The 20,686-nt window shown below is 35.1% G+C and carries 11 protein-coding genes and 5 pseudogenes; 6 read left to right on the forward strand and 10 right to left on the reverse strand.

Annotation, left to right across the window (positions count from 1 at the left end):
- The first annotated feature begins 38 nt into the window (after window positions 1-38).
- The 4 genes from tsaD to ABLO99_RS02465 all read left to right on the forward strand — a co-directional run bounded on the left by tsaD (window position 39) and on the right by ABLO99_RS02465 (window position 7,119).
- Window positions 39-1,049, forward strand: coding sequence for a tRNA (adenosine(37)-N6)-threonylcarbamoyltransferase complex transferase subunit TsaD (gene tsaD, locus ABLO99_RS02450; RefSeq protein ID WP_047759033.1), 1,011 nt, complete (start codon window positions 39-41; stop codon window positions 1,047-1,049).
- Window positions 1,050-1,167: 118 nt separating this feature from the next.
- Entirely contained in the window at window positions 1,168-4,260 is a 3,093-nt protein-coding gene (locus tag ABLO99_RS02455; protein WP_349968116.1) for an ankyrin repeat domain-containing protein, read from the forward strand.
- 13 nt (window positions 4,261-4,273) lie between these two features.
- Window positions 4,274-5,128 (forward strand): hypothetical protein, encoded by an 855-nt coding sequence (locus ABLO99_RS02460; RefSeq protein WP_349968118.1) that lies wholly within the window; start codon window positions 4,274-4,276, stop codon window positions 5,126-5,128.
- 245 nt (window positions 5,129-5,373) lie between these two features.
- The gene (locus ABLO99_RS02465; protein ID WP_349968120.1) at window positions 5,374-7,119 is read left to right on the forward strand and encodes a type I secretion system permease/ATPase; all 1,746 of its coding nucleotides are present in this window, start codon (window positions 5,374-5,376) and stop codon (window positions 7,117-7,119) included.
- Between the two features lie 134 nt (window positions 7,120-7,253).
- On the opposite strand, the gene ABLO99_RS02470 is transcribed toward ABLO99_RS02465, so the two are convergent.
- Together ABLO99_RS02470 and ABLO99_RS02475 are read right to left on the reverse strand one after the other, a co-directional pair.
- Window positions 7,254-8,513, reverse strand: a complete 1,260-nt coding sequence (locus tag ABLO99_RS02470; protein WP_349968122.1) for a hypothetical protein — start codon at window positions 8,511-8,513, stop codon at window positions 7,254-7,256.
- 81 nt (window positions 8,514-8,594) lie between these two features.
- A complete protein-coding gene (locus ABLO99_RS02475; protein ID WP_349968124.1) occupies window positions 8,595-9,914 on the reverse strand; it encodes a pyruvate dehydrogenase complex dihydrolipoamide acetyltransferase in 1,320 nt (439 codons plus the stop codon).
- 467 nt (window positions 9,915-10,381) lie between these two features.
- Between ABLO99_RS02475 and ABLO99_RS02480 the strand changes: the two are divergent.
- Window positions 10,382-11,135: pseudogene (locus ABLO99_RS02480) on the forward strand (IS5 family transposase).
- 106 nt (window positions 11,136-11,241) lie between these two features.
- On the opposite strand, the gene ABLO99_RS02485 reads toward ABLO99_RS02480, so the two are convergent.
- From ABLO99_RS02485 to ABLO99_RS02500, 4 genes and pseudogenes are all read right to left on the reverse strand, one after another.
- The gene (locus ABLO99_RS02485) at window positions 11,242-12,258 is read right to left on the reverse strand and encodes a substrate-binding domain-containing protein (protein ID WP_047759030.1); all 1,017 of its coding nucleotides are present in this window, start codon (window positions 12,256-12,258) and stop codon (window positions 11,242-11,244) included.
- A 485-nt stretch (window positions 12,259-12,743) separates the two neighbouring features.
- Complete coding sequence (locus ABLO99_RS02490; RefSeq protein ID WP_349967103.1) at window positions 12,744-13,691, reverse strand: IS110 family transposase; 948 nt, start codon at window positions 13,689-13,691, stop codon at window positions 12,744-12,746.
- Window positions 13,692-14,040: 349 nt separating this feature from the next.
- Window positions 14,041-15,028, reverse strand: a pseudogene (locus ABLO99_RS02495) (IS110 family transposase).
- A gap of 43 nt (window positions 15,029-15,071) precedes the next feature.
- Window positions 15,072-16,315 (reverse strand): annotated as a pseudogene (locus ABLO99_RS02500) (IS110 family transposase); the annotation flags it as partial.
- A gap of 484 nt (window positions 16,316-16,799) precedes the next feature.
- Between ABLO99_RS02500 and ABLO99_RS02505 the strand changes: the two are divergent.
- Window positions 16,800-17,311, forward strand: a pseudogene (locus ABLO99_RS02505) (transposase); the annotation flags it as partial.
- Here the strand turns inward: ABLO99_RS02505 and ABLO99_RS02510 are convergent.
- The 4 genes and pseudogenes from ABLO99_RS02510 to ltrA form a co-directional block, all read right to left on the reverse strand.
- The gene (locus ABLO99_RS02510; RefSeq protein WP_047759304.1) at window positions 17,308-17,562 is read right to left on the reverse strand and encodes a PDDEXK nuclease domain-containing protein; all 255 of its coding nucleotides are present in this window, start codon (window positions 17,560-17,562) and stop codon (window positions 17,308-17,310) included. The pseudogene ABLO99_RS02505 and the gene ABLO99_RS02510 overlap by 4 nt on opposite strands.
- A 33-nt stretch (window positions 17,563-17,595) precedes the next feature.
- Window positions 17,596-17,986 (reverse strand): annotated as a pseudogene (locus ABLO99_RS02520) (DUF1016 N-terminal domain-containing protein).
- Window positions 17,970-18,224 (reverse strand): PAAR domain-containing protein, encoded by a 255-nt coding sequence (locus ABLO99_RS02525; protein ID WP_047759341.1) that lies wholly within the window; start codon window positions 18,222-18,224, stop codon window positions 17,970-17,972. The pseudogene ABLO99_RS02520 and the gene ABLO99_RS02525 overlap by 17 nt, the downstream one beginning before the upstream one ends.
- A 95-nt stretch (window positions 18,225-18,319) precedes the next feature.
- Window positions 18,320-20,077, reverse strand: a complete 1,758-nt coding sequence (ltrA, locus tag ABLO99_RS02530; RefSeq protein WP_349968127.1) for a group II intron reverse transcriptase/maturase — start codon at window positions 20,075-20,077, stop codon at window positions 18,320-18,322.
- Between the last annotated feature and the right edge of the window lie 609 nt (window positions 20,078-20,686).

The following is a 20,686-nucleotide window of genomic DNA, read 5'->3' on the forward strand; positions in this document are numbered from 1 at the left end:
CAGCATTTCAAGGTATAGTTTTCACAATTAAAGTATTTATGAAAACCATTTTAGCGGTTGAAACAAGTTGCGATGAAACTGCGGCAGCAATTGTAAATAGTAATAAGCAAGTTCTTGCTCACGAAATTCTTTCTCAGGCAGAGCATAAAAAATGCGGTGGGGTGATTCCTGAAGTAGCATCACGTGCTCATATGAAGCATTTAAGTGATCTAATAAAAAGTGCTATGGAAAAATCTAACCTTAACTTTTGTGATCTGAATGCAATTGCGGCAACATCAGGACCAGGGCTTATAGGTGGACTAATAATTGGTACAATGATGGCTAAAGCAATTGCACATGTAGCACAAAAACCGTTCATTGCAGTTAATCACTTAGAAGCGCACGCATTAGTTGTTAGGCTACTGTATAAGGTTGAATTTCCGTTTTTAGTCCTACTGATATCAGGTGGCCACTGTCAATTTTTAATTGCACAGGATGTAGGTAAATATATTAAACTTGGGGAAACACTCGATGATTCACTGGGTGAAGCGTTTGATAAAGTTGCTAAGATGCTAGGCCTAAGCTATCCGGGAGGTCCATTGATTGAAGAGTTAGCTAAAAAAGGTGATGGTATGAGATTTAAGCTGCCAAGAGCAATGATAAAACGCTCTGGATGTGACTTCTCATTTTCTGGAATTAAAACAGCAGTAAAAAACTTAGTGAAAGAGCTTGCAATGAGCAAGCAAGATGTTTGTGATGTGTGCGCCTCGTTTCAAGAGTGTATTAGCGACATATTAATCGATAGGGTCAAAAATGCGATTATTATTACTGTATCTTTAAATATTAAAATCAATGATTTTGTAATTACTGGTGGAGTTGCAGCAAATAATTTCCTGAAAGAGAGATTAAAAAAGCACATAGACTTGAACGTGCTTTCTCCTCCAAGCAATTTATGTACAGACAATGCAGTGATGATTGGATGGACAGGAATTGAAAGGTTACAGAGAAACTATGTAGACTCTCTTGACTTTGCACCAAGGCCAAAGTGGGAATTAGAAAAATATTACTAGCACAAAAAATTATCTATTATATAATGCGGCCGCTGGTGAATTTTTGTAGGCTTAAAAATTACAGTGGTATCTACTAAAGCCTTATTCACTACCGGCATTATTATTTATGAGGTACAGTATGTTCAAAAATAAATTTGACACAGTTACTAATGTTTTCAAAGCTAAATCTAGTACAAGCGCAAAGACACTCAGTTCAGGTTTATTTACTGCGGGAACCATTGGTATGGCCGGAGCAATTAGTGAGATAGACCTCTTATTACAAGGCAATTCAGAAGATAAAGTCAATAAGCAAGACCTAATAATCATATATGATTATATTAATAAAGTAACTCAAGAAGAAAACTATAATATATATACTAATAATCTTGATCATATAAAAAGCAGGATTTCAGCAGAAAATATAAGAGGTTTATTAGCTGAAAAATTTCGTCAAGATGGATGGAATATAACAAGTAATGATGGTTCTTCGCTATTAACAGTGGCTATTGAAAGAATTAGAGAAAGACGAAATAAAAACAGGGATTGTGATATTCATGTTCAAATAGCTGTATCTCTAATTCTTAATATGAAGAGAGAGTTGATTATAGGACTAGAGAATTTTGCAGACAGTAACGGTAAAACGCTTCTACATTACTTAGCCGAGTCGGGTAAAGAAGATGTTTTACTTTTTGTGATAGAAAGTTCTAATTTTGACATTAAAGAAGCAGTAAGGAGTGAAGATAGAGGTGGTAAAACACCACTACATTATGCGGCTAAATTTGGCAATGAAGAATGCTTTAAAACTCTCATGGAAAATGAGGCACATTTTACTAGTACTATCAATTATAAGAGTGAATTGCACTATGCTGCTAGAAGCGGAAGTTTTAGCCTCCTAGGGTATTTAGAAAAAGTACTTACAGCAAGAGGAATTTTTGATAGGGAGAGAATTAAAAAAGATAGATATGGAAATAACGCATTACACTTTGCTGCACAATCTGGGAATGCTGAGTGCATAAAGTTCTTCATCGATAATCGAGTAAAATTTTTAAACAATCAATATCATGAGAATCCTTTGCATAAAATTGCAGGTAACTCAGAAACTCAAGATTCAGAAACCCAAGATAATGCTATAAATTTTCTTATAGAGCATTCAAAATTGTTAGGTCAACTAAAAAGTGATATTAATCAAAAAGATGTAGATGGTAACACCCCATTGCATATAGCTGCACAGCATGGAAATAAACAATTAATAGAACTGTTTAGTAGATTAGGTGCAAAAATTGTTATGAATAAGCAAGATAACACCCCCTTACATATTGCTATTATGCATGGTAATGCAGATTGTATAGAGCTATTTCATGAAAATAGAGAAGATATTCTTGAATCTAAAGGTGAGCATGGAAGAAATCTTGTACATTTGGCTGCAATGTACGGGCAGTTTGATTGTCTACATTTTTTACTCAATAAATTCCCTAATCATAATTTAAACACAAAGACAAGCAAAGGAAATACAGCATTACACTTAGCTCTGTTGAAAAGTACAGAGCTAGAGTCAAGAAAACAATGTGTAATTCTGTTAATAGATAGAGGTATGCAAGTAAATGAGAGTAATAATGAAGGAAGCACCCCTTTACATTTTGCTGCTCAACTCGTTGGTCTAGAGTTTTTGAGCGTGATAGAAGGAGAGTTAAAAAAACAGAAAATCGACGTTCACCAGGAGATTTTGCGTAAGAACCAAAGCGGTAACACAGCTTTTCATATGGCAGCGTGTGTTGGCAATAAATCATGCCTTGAGCACCTTTTCACTCTTATACAGGAAAAGGGAGTAAGAGAAATATTAAGTAAGGAGAATAAGGATGGACAAACTTTACTACACTTATCTATGTTAAGTGGAAGCATGGAATGCGTTGAGTATTTGATGCAAAAGAGCCAAATTGATATTTTTTCGGAGCAAAATACGCAAAAAAAGTTGCTATTTGCAGCTATTTTGAGCGGTAATAAGGAATGTCTTGAATTTTTAGCGGAGGAAAGCCTTGTAAATAGAAACATGGCTGATAGCATTGGAGTGTTATTTTCTTATAATGATGAAAATGACAATACACCGTTACACATGGCTGCTCTTGCCGACGGCATAGGATGTTCTCAGTATATTATTGAAAGTGTTTCTAAGTTGACTAGGCTGGATATTAGTAGCACGACAAAAATTCACCTACTCTTTAACACAAACATTCATGGGCTTACACCTCTACACTTAGCTGCTATGAGCCTTAATGCTGAGGTAATAAAATATTTCATGAAAGATAATTATCCCTATGCTGAGAAAACGTTGAATATTTTATCTAAATCTGGAAGAACACCATTACACTACCTTGTAATGAATGATAATGATTTTGAAAGAATTGTAGATGAGGATTTTAAACAAGATCGCTTCTTGAAAAGCATAGTTTTAGAAAAGCGTAAGCAGAATGAGCATTTCAGAGAGAAAGCTATCAATGCCTTATTCTGCTTAACAATGAATGACACAAAGAAAGTTATAAGTGAGAAAATAGATTTTGATATAAAAGATAATGCAGGAAAAACAGCCCTAGATTATTCTCTTGAACATAGCGATACAAGTATCTTGAGGTTATTTTTAGATGTTTTTTATGAAATAAAGAAGGACAGAAAAAGAAAATATGATAAATTTGAGATAGATTATCAAGAGAAACAGGAAATGGTTTCACGCATCACTAACGTGCTTACACCAATAGCAAGTATTACTATTTCGTCTTGCGTTCTATTCGATCAGTCAGAATCTGAAGTGAAAAAATTTTTTACTTATATTTCTATTGCCTGTTCTTTAATATCACTTGTACTTTTCTTGTCTAATTTAGTAATTAGTCGTCGAAAAGAACCACTTAAGAATGACATAAAAAACTATACTGAAAAAATAGACGGAATTGAAGAGATAACAGGAAAATCAGCCGAGACAAAAGTAGAAGTCCATGATTTGGAAGGATACAGTACAATAAGGAATGCAGAAGACATTTCAGAATTGAAAAGTACGCTTAATAATTTTATGAATGCAGTTGACTTAAAGAATAGAGACAAACCCAATATGCCTTCTCAAAAAATGAGCAGGCATGATAGCGTAGCACAATGTTCAGATAAGTCTTTAGCGAGCAGAAGAAATTCATCTTTTCTGAATGATGTAACAAAAAAAGTTTGGTCAGTATGTAAGACGCAACAGTAGAGTACAAGATACAATGGACAGATGTGATAGTGCGTCATGTTTAATTACTATAGAAGAACATTCAAAAAGTAAACAAGAAGCTTCGCAAAGCAAATTAAAGGCTGTGATAAACAAGCTAAGAGCAGCTAATGTTTTTAGGAAGAAGGAAAATGTGGTTGATACATCAAGCTTATCAGAAAGTGCTGCAAAAAGGGATGAAGAAGAGTATGGGTTAATAAAGCGGTTTGCTGATACCCATGAGTACTCAATATTTTCGATTCCTCCAAATTGCTCAACCTCAGGAGAAGAGTTTGGTACCACTGATAGAGCAGCGCGTCGTGTGAGTTATGGTAGTGTAAATAAGCTACCTCCTGTGAGCGAGGATGGAGCTAGTAAATTTCCGTCTGCAACACTTTCTAGCCCTGGGGCGGTTACCATTAAAGAAGCAGACTTTTTTGAAGTGGAATATAGGCCAAGGGTGCAATCAAATCCGTCTTATATGACGAAAAAAAAGTTCGTAGGTAAATTACCAAAATCTAAGACATCTTTTGATTGTATAGGAAAGGGAAGGGACTCAGTATTTTCAACTTTTTCTAATCCAAATTGCTCAACCTCTATAAGAGAAGAGTTTAGTACTGCTGGTACAGGTAATAGAACAGTTCATCGTATGAGTTATGTTAGTGCAAATAAGCTATTTTCTGTGAGCGAGGAAGAAGTTCCACGCACAACGCTTTCTAGTTCTGTAGCGGAGGTTGCTATTAAGGAAGCAGACCGTTTTCAAGAGGAATATGGTAGATCAAGAACGTATTCAAGTCCAGCTTCTATGAGCAGAAGAGAAACTGCACGTAGAGTATTGAAATCTAGAATATCTTCTGATTATAGACTTTGACCAAGATCGGAGGAATAGCAGACATTCTAGTGAATCATTGCTAGGTAGTAGATAAAGAAATAATTGGCAAGGCTATCATCGTATAGTAAAAATGAATTTGATAGTCTTGCTAAACTTCCATAAGAAAGTTTATATTTGCATATGTTAATATTTTATTATATTAATGATAGGGTAAGGCAATAGCTATTAATACTTTCGAAATAAAAATTATATATGGTGCATACAGTTAAGTTAAAAGGAAGATTGTGGAAATCGCTCCATCAATAAAAAAGGAATTAAAACAAAGTATACTATATACTTGTCTAGAGAAGTGCAAGAGTGCGTTTTGGTTCATTTTCTGGTTTAGCTCAGGGATTAATGCGTTAATGTTATTTTTGCCACTTTACACCTCTCAGGTACTTGATCGAGTGATATCGAGCGAGAGTGTATCAACACTAGTTATGCTAACGATTATTACTTTATCTGCGTTTGCATGCTCTGCAATGCTTGAAACTTGTCGATATTTAGCCATGGCAAAAATTGGCGACTGGATTGATAAAACCGCGACACCAGATTTGATAGTAAGGTCAATCAGATTAACATCAGTGCAAAGCTCAACTTCCAGTGGTGAAGCAATACGTGACCTTGGGGTAATAAAAAATTTCATTACAGGAAATGGTATATTTTCACTGTTTGATACTCCATGGTCGTTAATTTACCTTGTTGTCATCTTTATGATACATACCTCTACAGGATTTATAGCTATTGCAGGAATCATTATACTAGTTTCAATGGCAATATGGAATGAACTTGCTACTAAGCGTATATTGAGAGAAACCAATGAAGAAACTATACGCAATATTAATGCTATAGATGTTGCAACAAGAAATGCAGAGGTGGTTGAGGCTATGGGTATGTCAGAATTTATAGTTTCTGATTGGTGTAAACGAAATGATCAAAATCGTGCAATGCAAATTACAGCACAGAATCGTTCTAATGTAATTACTGGGATTACTAAGTTTTTACGCTCAACTCTCCAAATTTCAGTAATTGGAACAGGTGCATTACTTGCAATCACAGCTCACAAAACTGCCGGTAGCATTATTGCTGCCTCGATTTTAATGGGTAGAGTATTGGCTCCATTTGATGCAGCAGTTCACACTTGGAAATTTTTAAATCAAGCCAGAATGTCATATGAGAGGCTGCAAAGACTTATACTAACATCACCAAAAAGAGAACAAACTATGTCTCTACCAGAGCCTGAAGGGAAGTTGGAATTTGATAGGGTATTTTTTACTCCTTATGGGAGTAATAAGCCAACAGTAAAAGGAATATCATTTGTAATAGAACCAGGGGATGTAGTTGGTGTTATTGGTGCGAGTGCTTCTGGTAAGTCGACCATTGCAAAACTAACCGTTGGTGTGTGGAAACCCATATCAGGTGTAGTCAGACTAGATGGCGCTGATGTATATACTTGGAATCGAGAGAACTTTGGTAATTATGTTGGTTACTTACCTCAAGATATTGAGTTATTTAACACGAGCGTTAAAGCTAATATTGCTCGCATGAGACCAGATCCAAATCCTGAAGAAATAATCAAAGCAGCAAAAACTGCAGGAATACATGAATTAATACTAAGCCTGCCAAATGGATATGATACAACAATAGGAGGACCTGGAGGAGTAACGCTCTCTGGTGGCCAAAAACAGCTTCTTGGACTTGCCAGAGCTTTTTATGGTAATACTAAGCTTTTAGTGCTTGATGAGCCGAATGCTAACTTAGATAGTAATGGAGAGGCGCGTTTGATTAATGCAATCAATGTTGCAAGAGAACAAAATACTACCACTGTTATCATCACTCATAAGCTACCGTTACTATCCGTGGTTGATAAAGTGATTATCATGTCAGATGGTGTTATTTACGCTATGGGACCAAAAGATGAGATCTTGAGCAGATTAGTTGCTCCATCACCAGATACCACAGAAGATAAACGTTCTTCAGCTAGTGGTTAAAAAGAGGGAAGTATTTGATACTTCCCTTTACCTTATAATGTACTATATGTACAGTTTATGACAGTGTTGTCCCAGTGTACTGATACTATATTCGATTTTCTTAAGCAATTGTTATGCAAAAAATCCAATAACGATTAACCGCGGAATCTATTCACTAATTCCTTCACATTGACCTTAGACATTTCTGATGTAGGCTCTTGTTTATATGAAATATCAGATTTGCGGAACCTATTTGCTAATTCCCTCACATTGACCTTAGACATTTCTGATGTAGGCTCTTGTTTATATGAAATATCAGATTTGCGGAACCTATTTGCTAATTCCCTCACATTGACCTTAGACATTTTTGATGTAGGCTCTTGTTTATATGAATCATCAAGTCTGATATCTTTTTTATCATTACCTTTGGTAATAGAACACACTACAGTATCAGCCTTCGTATGCTTAACATTTAGATCTTGTTGAAATCCATGCTTTCTCTCCATCTTTGCTTCAAGCTCATTGCCATCGCGTGTTACCATGCACTTTTCTGCGATTGAGTAAGCAGAAGTTATGTTGCCGTGCATTTCAGCATTATTGTGCAACAACGGATATCTTGGACTAAAACGCTTTTTACCTTGATAGATTGGATTCCAATCAAGAGGATTGTAAGCTTTTGTGCTAACCTCAACCTTTTGATCGTCTTGCTGCTTAGGAGAAAAACCAAGATTTTCTCTTTCTGCTTTGCTTGATGTTTTAAGGAATTTTACAGTCTCTAGTTCATCTGTAGTTGTTGCTTGACTTTTTTCTGGTGTTAGACATGGAGTAGAATCATTTATTCCTCCAAAGAACATATCGTCAACAGTTGCTTGTACTGGAGGACTTTTCTTATCCTGTTCGAATGTGTCATCAACATTTTTGTACACTGGCTCGTAGTATACTGGCATAGTTTCCATCAGTGTCTTAAAAGGGTTTGACTCTTTTGCTTCTCTTTCCTTTTGCATCATGTATTCAGAAAGAGTAGGCCGATGTTCAGCTGGAGTAATATGGTACTCTGAAGTAACTTTCTTCTTCGCAATGCTAAGCTCTGGAGCAACAAAATTAGCCTTCTTTCTTGCATTCAATTCATTTAATCCGCTTCCAACATTATTTTTTCTTGTTGTGGTATGAATAACACCTGGAACTTTCAAAATAGTTGTTGATGCTTCGCTTCTTTGCGGCGTTAGACATGGAGTGGAGTTACTTACTTCCCAGGATATATCATCAACTGTTGTTTGTACTGGAGAACTTTTCTTATCCTGCTCGGATGTGTCAAAAAGCACTGGTATAGTTTTCCTCATTGTCTTTAAAATGTCAGCCAAACTAGGCTTCTTTGCATTAGATATACTGCGTTGTTGTCTTTCTTGATTAGTCATATTTTTACCTCTAAACCTATTAACTAATAAAAGTATAAATCAAGAGATATTAATTTTATTATAATAATAATGCTAACAAGGCTAAAGAAGCATTACCGTAGGGTTTTCTATATAGTGTTTAAAGGCATTTAAAAATTTTGCTCCGAGTGCTCCATCAACTGCTCTATGATCAACAGAGAGAGTAACTGTCATTATTTCTGCTATCTCTATTTTTTCACCTATGACAACCGGCTGTTTTTTAGATGCGCCAACAGCCATAATGCAAGACTGTGGCGGATTGATTATAGCGCTAAAAGTTTTTATACCAAACATACCTAAGTTGGAAATAGTAAACCCTCCTCCTTGAAATTCTTCAGGCTTTAATTTTCCAGATCTTGCCCTACTTACTAAATCTTTCACTTCTTTTGATATAGATAAAATACCTTTTTTATCAGCATTTTTCACTATAGGAGTAATCAATCCACCCTCAAGCGCTACAGCAATTGAGATATCTATATTTGAGTATTTTACTATCTTATTATCTATCCATGACGAGTTTATATCAGGAATTTTTTTCATGCTGAAAGCCACAGCTTTTATAATTAGGTCATTAATTGTTACTTTATTGTTTTCATTCGCTGAATTAACTTCATTTTTGAGCGATACTAGCTTATCGACGTAGCAGTCTATAGTTAAATAAAAGTGTGGAATATTTTGCTTAGATTCAACTAGGCGCTGCGCTATCACCTGGCGCATGCTGCTTACTTCAATTATTGTATTTTCCTCATATCTCTCATAATTTTTAGTTTGATCTAGACATTCTAATATATCAGCCTTGATAATACGACCATATGGACCTGTACCCTTTAATCGCTTTATATCAACATTTTCATTTTGAGCTATTTTCTTAGCTAAAGGGCTTATTTTTGTTCTACCTTCAGCATAACCTTCTGTCATCCCAGTGCTTGACACTGGGATCCATACTTCTTGATTCCTAGATTCCAGCGTCACGCGCTGGAATGACACCGGAGAGTGCCCCGTTGGCTTTTCGTTTAAATCTTGGTGTTTTGATTTTTGATTATCAACAGCACTTTCTATCACTTTTTTTATTTCCTTTTCAACCACATTATTGGTGGAAGTTGAGGTATAGTTGTTAAGTGCACTTTCATCTTCTCCTTCTTCTAACATTAGAGCTATCGGTTGATTTACAGGCACGCCACTTGCTCCTTCTGACACTAAAATTTTTGCTAAAATTCCTTCATCGATAGACTCAAACTCCATTATGGCTTTATCAGTTTCGATTTCGGCGATAACATCACCTACTTCAACTTTATCTTGTTCTTTTTTACACCACTTTACAATTTTTCCTCCAATTTTACTCATTGTAGGGGAAAGAGCAGGCATCAATATTTCTATAGGCATTTATTATATATTAAAAGATCTATTCAATTTTTAATTTACTCTTTATCCTATGTCAATCTAATCGTAATTTGTAGTGAATAAGTTTGTCATACTGATGTTTTTATTATTTAGTTCTAGTTTGCTTGCTAGCGACTTTATTTCAATAAAATCAAATAAAGTCAATATGAGAACAGGACCAGGGTTTCAATATCCTGTAAAATGGATATACACTTGCAAAAACCTGCCCCTCAAAGCTATAGAAGAGTTTGAAAATTGGAAATTTGTGATATAAATGAAGACTGTGGATAGATAAAAAGTAATTTACTCAGCAGCAAGCGTTATGCGACGATAAAAAAAGATACTTATGGATATCAAAAACAGAGTACGGATAGCAAGATCACTATGAAAATGGATAAGTCTGTTCTAAGAACCTGTACATGATCTCAAAGAAGGGATAAAGTAGGAGATAATGTATATAAATTAGATATATGAGAAGTGTATACCCAAGTGACATAAGTCGTGAAAAATTCAAGATAATTTTACCAGATCTAGAATCTTGTAGAAAAAAAACAAAGCCAAGAAGACTTATGATGTATTTTGTGGAGTGCTGTACGTCCTAAAAAGCTGTTGCCAGTGGAGAATGTTCCCACAAGAGTTTCCAAAATGGAGAAGTTGTTACGACTACTTTAAAAAATGGAGCGAAAAACTAAGCGAAGATAAAGAAAGTATTTTGGAGAGTGTTTTAAAAAAAATTAGTTAGAAAGGTCCGTATCAACAATGGTAGGAAACAGTTTCTGTATAATTGATGCTCAAAGTGTTAAAAACGCAGATACTGCTGAAAGAAAGGGCTATGATGCAGGCAAAAAAATTTCAGGTATAAAGCGCAGTTGATACACAAGGTCTTCCACACGTAATTCATATAACAACGGCAGAAGCAGCTGATCGTAGCAATGCTGTAAAAATGGTTAAAAATGCTAAAGCAAAACTCTCTGAAGTCAAAAATATACTCGCTGATGCTGGCTATACAGGAGAAAATTTTGCAACACAAATAAAAGCAACTATTGGTGCAACTGTTGAGGTGAAGCGAATTACATACCTTTGCTGTATTGCCAAAAAGATGGGTTGTAGAGAGGTCTTTTGCTTGGTTGGAAAAATGTAGACGGTTATGGAAAAATTGCGAGCGTAAACTCAACACCAGCTTACAAATTGGCTTTCACTTCTTTGCTCCTCAAAAGATTATGAACAGGTTCTTAGGAAATCTAAGTATGATAATACTAAAAAAAGAAATGTACTCTATTAAACGTTCTATTGTTAACCTAGTATCCAGAACAAAAAAATATCAAAGTCGTCACATTATATCACGAACCTTTTCCAAGACTTTCTTCATATTTTCGCTTGAAAGTAGGATTAAGCCAAGCCTAGATAAGTATCCACCTTCAGTGCTGATAGAGTCTACAACTTCTTTAATGAATTCTCTTAACCCATCAACAGTATATAAGTGTTCTTTCTTTATATAAAGATATAAAGGCCTTGCTAACATATATTCCCCCGATGATATATTTTTATAAGTTGGCTCAATTCCTGCGATTGTACTTCCTTGAATTTCATCTTGGTTTTTCGCTAGAAAGCTGAAGCTAAATATTCCTAAAGCGTTTTTATTGCTCTTCAATTTTTGTATTATTATGTTTTCATTAATTCCAACTTCTATATACCTTCCATCATCCCTGATATTACTACATGCTTTCTTTCTTTTTTCCTGATCTTTATAATTCTCTTTGAAAATCCTTGAGTTCATACATGAATATTGATCAAGCATAATAAAATTAACCAAAGTTTCATGTGTGCCTGTATTTTGATGTGGACCATAGATTTTAATTTCTGTTTTTGGTAGGGCTTGATTTACATCAGACCAAAATTTTTTATTATTTTTTACTAATCTGCCATTTTCTTGAGAATATGCAGATAAAGTTTCAAATAGGTCATTTTTCGTAAAATCAAATCTATGGCTTTGATTTGAATTTGCAATGACAACTCCATCATAGCCAATGATGATCTCTATTACTTCATTAACTTTATTTCTTTTGCATAGTTCTCTCTCTACTTCCTTGATAGGACGAGATGAAGTGGTGATATCTGGTGTGTCTTCCCCTATCCCTAAGCAAAACATTTTGAACCCTGATCCACTTCCTATTGATTCCACAACTGGAGTTTTAAAGGGAAATACACGACTGAATTCTTCAGCTATAAATGAGATAAACGGAAAAACAGTTGAAGATCCAACAATTCTGATGTACTTTCGGGCATCGGTATTTGATAGCGGCATGAGTAATACAAGTGCAAAAATAAGGAAAAAGCGTTTCAGCATCGTTTCTGCTTAAGAGTGTAAACTTAATTATTGTAATAAAAAATCAAACTGAAAAGCTTTTTTTCTAGATTTCAGCAGGTATAGCAATCACAATTTATTATCAAGCAGCCAGGAAAAATACTCCACAAAAAATAAAACTAGGTTACACCATAGCTACGTTGCAGTATCTCCTAACAAATAATTGAGTTGTTAAGTGCAAAAGTAGTCAATCTAATGTTAAAATACAACGTTTTTGGGAGTGTTAAATAAACCATAGGCGTCAAGTTAAGGAAAAGTGGAATAAGAAAGATATCAACTATGTTTAAAATTTTTTATTTGTGTAATTTTGCAACTTCATATGGGCAATAAAACCCCATTTTGTCGTATAAGAATAGAATTTTATATCAAACAGCTACTACCTTGCTTAAGCCAATGAATATGTGCGTTTAGTGTGTGTGTGGACGCACATATTCATTAACTAATTTTAATTATTGCCATGTAAATTTCTAAACATGCAAATTAATTGCTTCTTTAAGTCTGGCATTGGCGATGACTATAATTTTACGCATAAGTGCAGTGAGTGCTACCATCTTTCTTTTACCACTATCAATAAGCTTACAATAAAAAGCAGCAAGTTCTGACTTGGAGTTTCTAGCAGCCATAGCAGCTGTGAAAAGCTTTGAACGAACGTTACTTCTTCCACCTATAATCCTTCGGTAACCAATAGCTTTACCACTTTCCTTAGGATGAGGTGCAACACCTGCAAGGCTTGCAACTTGCCTTTTGTTTAAGGAACCAAGTTCCGGTATAAGGCACAATAAACATTGAGAGGTTTTTCTACCTATTCCAGGAACTGTTTCAAGAATCTTCTGGTATCGGTTCAGTTCAGGGTTTTCATTGACTATTTTTTGTATAGCTTGATCAAGCTTTTCTACCTGATTATTGAGGAATTCAATAGTTTGTTGACAACTTTCCTTAATGTAATCATTTCCAGGAGTTTTAAGCCTATTTTTTTCTTGAACAAGCATTTTTGTAATATCATCACGACGCTGACAAAGTGTAAATAAGGTGGTTTGTTCTTTTGAGATAGGTGTAAATAGCTGCAGACGTCCACAACGCTCAACACCATATTGGGCAAGCGCTTTTGCATCCAGATTGTCAGTCTTTGCCAAAGTTCCATGAGATAGAATGAAGTTTTTAACTTGACGAGTATTAGCACGATGCACAGCAATGTTTCTGTCAATAAGAAAATACAATAAGCCAAGCTCATAGCCTCCTGTAGCTTCTAAAATTATCATGGAATTGGGTAAGATATTTGAAAATTTTTGGTAAAATTGTTTCCAGCCAGAACAACTATTGTCAAACTTGATAACACTTTTTTGTTCATTCACTGCAATGACAAATTCAAGTTTTCCGATATCAATGCCAATAAAATTTTGATAAGATATAACCATAAAGAACCTCGAGAGTTTAAGTTAAAATTTAAGATTGTAAACAGGTGCATATGTATGTCCCAAACAACTATTCAAACGTCTCGAAGGATAGGCTTGAGTACCTTGATATCTACGTATGTGTAATACTACCGTCTTACGGTCGCTCAAGCCTTTGATAACTATATTTTTTTATAGAGCTACCTTCCTTCTTGCTTCTTTTATATCATATTTCCAACTTACAACCGTCTTGCTAGTCAACAAAAAAATTACTCAAGCTGTATCATAAAATCAAAAAATACTTCTGATTGTGTAACAGTACACAGATTACAGTTAGTGAATATGTTGAATGGATTGGAAGCATTTTTTGATTTTAAACTACAGTCAACATCCTAGTTCTGTAATTCTTGATATGATTTGGATCAAAAGCACTTTTGGATGTCAGGATACCGAAAATGATATGGAGTAGCTTACGCTCCCACAATTGCCATATTATGCTTACCCTTCTTCTTTAGTCTTTGGCAAAAACTCACAATGATAGGATTGTGATTCTTGGCTACTATGGCAGGAAAGAAAAGGGCCTTACGTAATGTTTGTAACCTGATTTACTTAATCTTGGTTTAGAATGTACAGATGAACCTGATGTTATATTTTTCGGTATAACTCCTGTATATGCTGCCAATTGCCTGGCATCTCTAAAAGCTTTTATGTCAGGGATTTCAGCTAAAATAGCTATTGCTGATTCCTCTCCTATTCCTGGAATAGTCAATAGAAGCTGAAAATTTTCCAACAATTCTTTGTGCTGCTTTAATAGTTTGCGTATGGAGTTTTTTATTATTTCTATTTTTTTAACTATATTCGTTGCAAGATCCTCCCAAGCATTTGCAACTTCTTTAGGCAGTCTCTCTTTTTTTTCTAGGTGGTTATTTACTAATTCTTTTAACGCAACTGAGCAACGATAAAGATGTTTTAATTTTTTCATTTCAGAAGAAGGTGGTGTCCAACGAGTTGGTTCCTGTCTTTGGCAATAATCAGCAATAATTTCTGCATCAGTCTGATCATTCTTTTGTCTTACGAGCTTACTCCTTGTATAAGATTTAATACAATAAGGATTTACAACACTAACAAAATGTCCAGCATTGTGCAGAAATTCAGCCAAAGCTTCGCTATAACAACCACATGCATGCCTTTACTTCTTCCACATTATGCTTTTGTAGAAAACTCAGCAGACCTTGAAACCCAAGATCATCGTTCTTAAAGCTCCTTTTCCTAGTTTCACGCTTTTCTTTTTTACTTATGAATGAAAGAAAAACATCAAAGCGATCTTTTGATACATCAATTCCAAGAAAGTTGTTGATCATATATAACCCCATACGTTACCATTTAAAACGAAAAGTAAGCCTTCTAAGAAACTCCCTCAACCAGTTCATCTTTTTGAACTAAGATGTAGCCAAATTCCTGTGCTTTTTTGATCAAGTTTTTTTTAACTCTCTCTTTGTAACGTGTTTCATAATAGTTCATTCCTTTTTCAACATATTCTTACCCATACTTTAGCATACTATAAAAAATGCATGCTAGTTTTCTTGCGGTAGCCGTGATTGCTTTTGGTGCACCTAGTCGTCTCTTTATTCTTCTACAGTACGCACCTATTCCGCTGTTGCTTCTTGATACACAGTGAGCAGCTATTCGAAATGCATTTGCAGCACGATTAATGACTTTACGCGTTCTTGTGCTAAACACTTTTTCTCCTGTAATTTTATTGGCAGGGCTAACCACGATGAAAAGTGTTTTTCTGTCCGCCATCTATTAGGGTTTATGCCAGTTTCTGAAATTATTGTTTGTATGGTTACTACATCAAGTCCTGGAACTTTTCCCTACCTGTAATTCTATGCAGTTCTTCGTGTATAGCAAAATTTGGCCTATGTTTTGTAGACTTACGCTTTATTTTATTACATAGCTTGTTCCCACCTGACTTTGTCTCAAATGTTTTATAATATCCTTCAATACTTCTATCACATTCTGCTATTTTTTCCTGATAAATATTGTATAGCTCAAACTCTTGTTTTAGTGTAAACAGGTGTTCCTCTCTATAGTTAATGCTTTTGCAATGGTAGATTTATCATTTTTTATTCGTCCATCTCTTAATTCAGCTAATTTTTCTGGATTTCTTTCACCCTCAAGTATTGCTTTAATAATTTGCATGCCAGTAACTCCTGTTATATCGCTTATCACCTTATGCAATTGAATGCTCATTTGAATTAACGCTTTTTGCATACGTTGAATGTGTGCTGCTGCACTTTTTATTAGGTTATCTCGTTGTCTAGCGTAGCTGCGTAATACACAAATTTGATTATCTGGTCTAAATGCAGTCCATAGCTATGCAGTTGTTGTAACCACTGGCAATCATCAGATTTTCTTCCAGGCACATTCTTAACATATTTTGCGTTTACTAATTTTACTTCAAATCCATATGATTCAAGTACTTGAAACAAGGGGATCCAATACACTCCTGTTGATTCCATGGCTATTGTAGTAACTTTGCACCTCTTTAACCACTTTGCTAAGTTATAAAGATCTTCTGTGAAGCAGCAGAATTTTTGTATATTCTGTTTATCTCTTCCTTCTGGTACACATACATAATGCACAGATATCTATTCCTGCCGCATCAGACCTCTAATTTACTTTTTGTTTTTGCCATTTCTAACCTCCATCATATAATAATTGAAAAGCACTTCAGCTTGGAACGGTTGAATTATACGCTCTTCTAATCGAGGTAGTCTCAAAGACTCCATCAGTGATTTTCCTTCCAAAACCATGCTAACCTACGGGCACTAAGGCACCATTGCCTACTCGGCTATAACTGCAGAAGCGCTTCTCCGTAAAATTATATTCAAAAAAGTAGAAAATAGGAGTTTCTTTCTGGTTTGACAGGTTTTATATCTGTCCGATGCTAACCTTGTGGATACAGAATTAGAGCCATTTAGGTCTTTCTACGATACCGTCCAGCCTATACTTTTGAGGAGGGAACTCTTATCTTTCTTACAGATTTTATATCTAAGAGGAGAAACAGAGTTCTTCCCTCCTCCACCTAATGCTTAAGCTTAAAACATTAGATGCTTTTTACAAGATACAAGAGGAGTAGAGGATATTCTGATAGCTTGTGTAGATGGTCTGAAAAGCTTTCCTACAGCCATAAATAGCTAAAGCGGAAGTGTATAGTGCATCAGATAAGAAATTCATTGAAATATGTATCCAGCAAAGATGTGAAAGTTTTTATGAATGATTTGAAAAAAATATATCGTGCTTCAAGTAAGGAGATCGCTGAGAATTATTTGCTTGAGCTGGAAGAAAAATGGAGTGAAAAATATCCCTTGGTTACAAAATCGTGGCAAAACAATTGGGAAAATTTGTCTGGTTATTTTAAGTATTCTGGGCCTGTTAGGAAGCTGATTTACACCACCAATCCTATTGAGGGGTTGCATAGACAAATCAACTAAAACTAAAGACCAGTACAAATGCCTTGTACAAACAGGTATATTGTGCTATAAAAAAGGTAGAGCAAAAATGGACTACAGCTTTGCCTTTTAACTATGTCTCAACTTGATATCTTTTTTCCTAATAGATTGAAAATTGAGTTGAATTAAAAATTCGGTTTTTGACGTGTTACAAAATAAAAATCATTTCCAAACTCTTGTAAAAACTTTGTCAATTCATCCAAGATTGTATTTTCTAGATCAGTCTCACTATAACTTGATGGCAATTCCATGAAGCTAAGGAAGTATGGGTCATGAAAAATGAATTCTGGTGCTAACATATTTTCTTCACGTAAATTTTTTATACTCCTTCTTATGAAATCTTCAGGTTTTTTTGCTAGCGCTGTACGTTCATACAACATAGTATCGATTTTACTACGTAGTGCCCTAACACTCTACCTTTCAATACGACACATTTCTATATAATAATTACGCTTCAGCTCATCAGAAATTGCAATAATTTCTACAAAATGTGACCAACTCAATTGTTGTGACAGTGTCGCGACAATTTCTTGATCAGGAAAGAATTTAGAAAATTGCACCATCCGAAATGATGATTCGCTTGCCATAGTCTGCACGTTTGTGCTTTAAGATATCTTGATCAATTCTGGAACCAATTTCCCAATTTAACAATACTAGAGTAGAATTGAAATGTGTAGCAAGATGATTCTCTGCTCTATCTATTAAATTACTGATGTTTCCTAATAGGCTAATAGCTATGTCCATATTCATAACTTTACTTTTAGTAAGTATAGCACATGGTTTATTTTTATCTTGAATAAACATTACTACTTCCACTTACTACCTTGAAACCACAAGATACAGAATCTCCTACTCTTCCTACACCAATACCATTTGCAAATACTGTTTTTGATCCTTCAGTTAATACTCTACCTTCTGTAAAATTATCTCCTTTCCTACAAACTGGCTTACCATTTACAAAAACATTGTTACTGCCGATAATGCAGAAATGCGGTGTTGTTTCTACACAATAATCCCCTAATCGCACAACCGGTTTATTCATGTTATCTAAGTGAGAAGGTTGCCCTTCTTCACTCGACTTCAAAACCGGACTTGATAGTTTACCCATCATCCGGCTTCTCTCTAATTTGGTGCTTTTCATGCACACCTCCTATGTACTTCATCATGACAATGTCCATGCAGCAAGGATAAATTTTTGCTCATATTATTGCGTCTATTAAGGTCTTTATGGTGTATCTCTAGGACGTCATCACTTTTAAACCAAAGTTGACATTGAGCACATTTACCTTGTTGCAACTTCATTAATTTTGTTACCCTTGGTGGCTTATCTGGAATCTTCCTTAAACGATTACCCCAATAGATCCAATCCCCATCATATGGCGATTTAGTTCCTTTCACTTTGACATGCCGTTTGATAGCATGATCGCTGTGTCTAATAAGATGAATCTTGTTACTTGCCATAAATCTCCAGTTGTCATTTTTATACTTATTAAAGTATTTCCTCTTAATCCAGCATTTACCTTTGTTTGGATGTCTACGGACTGCCCATTTCCAAAGGTTTCTATGCACTATATCACTCATTAATTCAAAGGTTTTCCTAGAAACTACTAACATATAATATTGACTCCACCCTCTAACTATAGGATTAAGTTCTTTTATTACTGCTTCTTGCGTTGCTCCACGCAATCCTTTAAGCTTATGTTTAATAGTGAATTTATGCTGTTTTATAGATTCTTGACTTGGTTTCATTAATAACTTGTAACCTTTCTTACTACTTCTTGTTGGATAATGTCTTATAGAAAATCCAAGAAAATTGAATCCTGGTTCTTCTCCATTTAAAGTGTGAGAAATCTTTGTCTTTGACATTTTTAATCCTAGTCCAATGGTTTTTAGCCATTCCTCGACTATTATCCTTGCCTTAAGAATGATTTCTTTACTTTCATGTAGGACCGCAAAATCATCGGCGTAAGCAATTACACTTATTGATTGTTGTGCTACTGTACGTGATGCCTTGCTACCATATTTCCTTTTGGCGTATTGAAAAAGTTCACATACTAATGCTTTTTTAATATGACTTTCTAATCCATGTAATGCAATACAAGCAAGTAAAGGAGAAATTGTTCCTCCTTGAATTATACCACATTTAGTAGGTTTAAACTTTCTATCTTCCATAACGCCTGCTCTCAACCATCCTTTTATAATTCTCTTTAAAGTTGGTGTGGTATTGAGTTTTTCTAGCAATGCGTGATGGTTAATATTATCAAAGCATCCAGAAATATCAGCATCCAGAATAAATGCTGTTTTCCTTCCAAGTGAAATAAATATAGCCGCTATTGCATCATGACATGACCTACCAGGTCTAAAACCAAAAGTGTTTGACTCGAACTTTCCCTCCCACTCCGGTTCTAGTGCCATTTTGACAAGTGTTTGTTTTGCTCGATCTGCTATCGTGGGTATACCAAGAGGGCGATACTCCAGTGGTTTTCCAGATTTTGGGACCCAGACACGTCTTGATGGTTTTGCTTTTTTTCTTATATCCAAAGAGTTTGCTAATTGCAATCTTTCTTTTTGATTAAGACTAGCTTTTCCGTCAATGCCTGCTGTCTTTTTTCCCCTGTTATCCTGAGTCACCTTTCTGACAGCGAGTGTTCTTGCACTTGTTGATTTGAGTAATAATCTCTGAAGCTTATGCATCTTTTTGATATCATTACACTTAGAAGCTCGGTAAATTCGTTTTTGTAGCTTAAATGAAGATTTCTCCAGCTTACGCCAAGGAATTTCGTTCCATTTATACCTAACTTTTTGTTGGCTCACAACATATTCACTACTACTCATAACTTTACCTTCCAAACTACAGTGTCCACGTCTGCATATCCCAAGTGTTACTTTGAGCATTTGCTTCTTAAACAATCCCTCCACATAGAAGCATTCAGTTGGCCACCTTCTTAGTTATCCTTCTTAAACAAAGAATAATAAGAGCTTCCATGTGGTTACTCCGTTCCATGACTTTGTTTCACGTTAGACTTAGATTCCTACTATTTGCCGGAAGCTGAGAATATCCATAATCAAAGAAACTAAAACTTTGACTCCTCTTTTGCTTCGTACCATTTTGGTCAATGCGTTTTCAACCTTATTTCGCATATTAAACCTTACGACAATTCAGACATAGGTTTCTCTCGTAATCATATCTAACTCTGTTTGCAGGAATTTGCCATAAGGTTTAGCATTACCTGCTTCTATCTCATGCTTGCACCTTAGAGGTTGCCAATCTCTAAAATGTGAGATACACATTATCCCCGATATCTAGGGAAGATGGAATTTAACCATCACAAAATCACGACTTTCGGATCGCACTTAGCAAAAGTTTATTGTAATTGATTTCTTTTTTAAAGTGGATTAATGTTAACAAGCCATATTTGCCTGTAATCGTACTAATACTAAAATATAATATAAGAGAAGAAATGAGCAAGGCTATACTCAAGCATAACAACTTTTCTTTCTAGA

The organism is Wolbachia endosymbiont of Armadillidium arcangelii (genome assembly GCF_040207875.1).
GTDB lineage: Bacteria > Pseudomonadota > Alphaproteobacteria > Rickettsiales > Anaplasmataceae > Wolbachia.